Genomic DNA, 3,598 nt, shown 5'->3' with positions numbered 1-3,598 from the left:
CCCAATTGATTCCGCTTAGGACGCGATGGTTGCTCGCGATCCGGCGTTCGAGTTTGTATTTTCCGGGAAAGTCGCTCAGCACGAGCCCCATGATGATGGTGAGGATCCCCTGGCCGGGGAGCACCAGCATCAGGATGCCCGCCAGGAGCAAGACCCAGCCGACCAGGTTCTTGATTACCCGCAGGCTCAAATAGGCGACCGGGTGAAGGCTCTTCATACGCGCTGAATGCCGATGTGGGTCCACGAAATAATCTTCCGGGATCCGCGCCAAGAGAAACGGCAAGGAGATCAGGGATCCTAGGAAAATCAAGACCGAAAGTCCGGCCAACGACAGCAGCAGGCCCTGGTGGGCCTGGATCCAATTCATGTCGATCATCACCCTCGCCTCCCGGGCCCTCGGCGGGCTCTTATTCGAGTGCGGCTCCCGGGCGCCGACCTGTGCAGCACGCTCCGGATGCAAAATGAGACCCATGTCACAAATCTTGCCGTGCGCCGTCCAGTCGGGCCGCCCATTGGCGTCTATGCTTGAGAGGCGACGCGGGAACGCTTGGACGGTCGGAGACCAGGCTCGAGCCTCGTTGCGAAGACACCACACCAACGAGGAAAAATCAAATCGACCGTAAACGGGGGGCGGTTCACCCAAGCGTCCGATGCTCCGCCGGCGCGGTTCGGGGAACGGAGACGTGAGGCAGCGTCTGGCTCTCGGTGATCGCGATCGAGGTGACCGGACAGGGACGAATCGGTGATCGGCCTAAGTCCGCGAAGCACATGCCGATAGGGGACAGGCCGCGGATCAGCAGATCCGCGGCAATTGCTCGCCGGCAAGCCAATCGACGATCCGGCTCCCGCCGAAGCCGGTCTCCATCTGCACGAAGCGATGCGGGTCCTCGACGACCTCGCCGATGATGGCTGATTCGGCGCCGAGTGCATGGCCATGCATGGCTTCGAGTAGACGCCCGGCCTGATCGGGCGAGCAGATGGCGATCAGCTTTCCCTCGTTGGCGACATAGAGAGGATCGAGCCCGAGCAGCTCGCAGGCTGCGGCCACCTCGGGGCGGACCGGGATGGCGTCCTCGCGGATCTGCATGCCGACACCCGACTGATGGGCCAGCTCGTTGAGTGTCGTCGCCAAGCCGCCGCGGGTGGGGTCGCGCAGACAGTGGATGTCCGGAACAGCCGCGATCATGGCGGCGACCAGCTCGTGCAAAGCGGCACTGTCGGAGCGGATCTCGGTCTCGAAGCCGAGATTCTCGCGCTTGGAGAGGATGGCCACCCCGTGGTCACCCATGCTCCCGCTGACCAGGATCACGTCGCCCGGCTCGGCGCGATCGCCCGAGATCAGGATACCCTCGGGCACCACGCCGATCCCGGTGGTGGTGATGAAGACCCCGTCGCCCTTGCCGCGCTCCACCACCTTGGTGTCGCCCGTCACCACCGGCACACCCGCGGCATTGGCGGCTTGCGCCATGCTCTCGACGATGCGGGCCAGATCGGCGAGCGGGAAGCCTTCCTCCAGGATGAAGCCGGCGGCCAGATAGAGCGGCCGAGCACCGGACATGGCGACATCGTTGATGGTGCCGTGCACGGAGAGCGAGCCGATGTCGCCGCCGGGGAAGAAGAGCGGGGAGATCACATGACCGTCGGTGCTCATCACCAGCCGACCGGGCGGCGGCGTGAAGAGCGCCTGGTCGTTGCCGAGGGTCAAGAGCTCATGGTCGAGATAACGCTGAAACAGCTCGCCGATGAGCTGTGCCATGGCGCGCCCGCCGGAGCCGTGGCTCATGTCCACGGCGCCCTTCTTGAGATCGAGTCGCACGGGAAAGCGCCGATCGGGTGTCATTCTGAGACCTCGTTGTGAGACGACTGGGTCGGCCGGGGAAGGCATCCTGCCTCCTGCCTCCTGCTATCAGCTATCAGACTTCATCCATTCGCTGGTGGCTGGTGGCTCTGAACCGCCCGTAGCTCCAATAGGCCGCACAGGCGCCCTCGGAGGACACCATGCAGGAGCCCATGGGATTGTCCGGGGTGCAGGGGTTACCGAAGAGCTCGCACTCGGTCGGTGTCTTCACGCCGCGCAGGATGGCGGGGCACTCGCAGCCCTTGATCTCTTTGGCCGGGGTAATCTCGACCGGAAAACGCTGCTCGGCATCCAGATCCGCATAGGCGTCGGCCAGCGCCAAGGCGCTGTTCGGGAGGAAGCCGAGCCCGCGCCATTCGAACTCGGGGCGGATCCGGAAGACCTCCGCGATCAGGGCCTGCGCCTTGCGGTTGCCGTCCTCGCTCACCGCACGGGTGTACTGGTTCTCCACCTCGCAACGCCCTTCGTTGAGCTGCCTGACGAGCATCAAGGCGGACTGCATCACATCCAGGGGCTCGAAACCGGCGATCACGACCGGCACGCCGAACTGCTCGGGCACGAAGCGATAGGGCCGGCTGCCGATGAGCGTGCTCACATGGGATGGGCCGAGGATGCCGTCGAGCTGCACCCCGTCCGGGCCGGCGGTGCTCAGGATCGTGTGCAGCGCCGACGGGGTCAGCACATGGTTGCAGAAGACCGAGAAGTTGGTCAGCCCCTCGGCGCGCGCCGTCTTCACGGCGACGGCGGTCGGGGGCGTGGTGGTCTCGAAGCCGATGGCGAAGAAGACAACCTGCCGCTCGGGGTTCTCGCGCGCGATCCGCAGCACGTCTTGGGTCGAGTAGATCATGCGGATATCCGCGCCATCGGCCTTGGCCTTGAGCAGACTCCTGCGCTCGCTCGCCGGCACGCGCATCAAGTCGCCGTAGGTGCAGAGCGTGACGTCGTGCTGCGTGGCAAGCGCGATCGCGTGGTCGATCCGGGCCATCGGCAGCACGCAGACCGGACAGCCCGGGCCGTGGATAAAGCGCAGGTTCGGCGGCATCAGGTGCTGCACGCCGTAGCGGAAGATGGCGTGCGTATGACCGCCGCAGAACTCCATCAAGCGATAATCGCGCCCGGGATGCGCCTCGGCGGCGATCGTCTCGGCGAGCCGGCGGGCGAGGCCTTTGTCGCGGAACTCATCGATGTATTTCACCCTTGGCCCCCGGTTGTCTCGACGCTCGACGTCGGCCCGGGCTCAAGCTCCAGCTCGTCCTCGAGCAACCCCATCTCGGCGATGATCTCGAGTGTGCGCTGCGCCTCCTCTTCACTGATCTTGTTCAGTGCGTAGCCCACATGGACCAGGACATAATCGCCGACGACCGCGTCCTCGATCAGGGCCAACGAGATCTCCTTGCAGACGGGTCCGAGCGCAACCTTCGCGGTATCGGCGGCGACATCGATGGAGGTGATGCGTGCGGGAATGGCAAGACACATGGACAAAAGACCTCGCAGGATAAAACGCGTCCGGGGTGATCAACACGCGCGGAGATTTAGGGCCAACCTCGTCGCCAACCGATGCCTTGGCGAGACGCGTTTTATATCAATAAATTAAAAATCTTAAAACGCGCCATCCACAAGGGCATCAGACTCGCGCCCACCCTGCGCCCGAGTGACGACCTCGCATCGCGCTCGGGGGCGCGTTTTAACAGGTGAGCTTGAAGGCCACGCAGGGATCGATCGCCGTAATCAGAAGCTCGG

At 64.4% G+C, this 3,598-nt stretch carries 4 protein-coding genes; all 4 read right to left on the bottom strand.

Going from position 1 to position 3,598, the window contains the following annotated elements:
• Window positions 1–376, bottom strand: a 376-nt coding sequence (locus VLR48_RS09655; RefSeq protein WP_325291580.1) for a PGPGW domain-containing protein, incomplete at its 3' end; no start/stop codon positions are given.
• A gap of 417 nt (window positions 377–793) precedes the next feature.
• The gene (gene hypE / locus VLR48_RS09650; protein ID WP_325291579.1) at window positions 794–1,840 is read right to left on the bottom strand and encodes a hydrogenase expression/formation protein HypE; all 1,047 of its coding nucleotides are present in this window, start codon (window positions 1,838–1,840) and stop codon (window positions 794–796) included.
• A 73-nt stretch (window positions 1,841–1,913) separates the two neighbouring features.
• Window positions 1,914–3,053, bottom strand: coding sequence for a hydrogenase formation protein HypD (gene hypD, locus VLR48_RS09645; RefSeq protein WP_325291578.1), 1,140 nt, complete (start codon window positions 3,051–3,053; stop codon window positions 1,914–1,916).
• Window positions 3,050–3,334 (bottom strand): HypC/HybG/HupF family hydrogenase formation chaperone, encoded by a 285-nt coding sequence (locus tag VLR48_RS09640; RefSeq protein ID WP_325291577.1) that lies wholly within the window; start codon window positions 3,332–3,334, stop codon window positions 3,050–3,052. The genes hypD and VLR48_RS09640 overlap by 4 nt, the downstream gene beginning before the upstream one ends.
• Window positions 3,335–3,598: the final 264 nt, after the last annotated feature.

The sequence above is a fragment of the Thiocapsa sp. genome (genome assembly GCF_035467215.1).
In the GTDB taxonomy this organism is placed as follows: domain Bacteria; phylum Pseudomonadota; class Gammaproteobacteria; order Chromatiales; family Chromatiaceae; genus Thiocapsa.
Note: the sequence above shows the minus strand (reverse complement) of the source record. Positions and strands in the feature narration are given on the sequence as shown.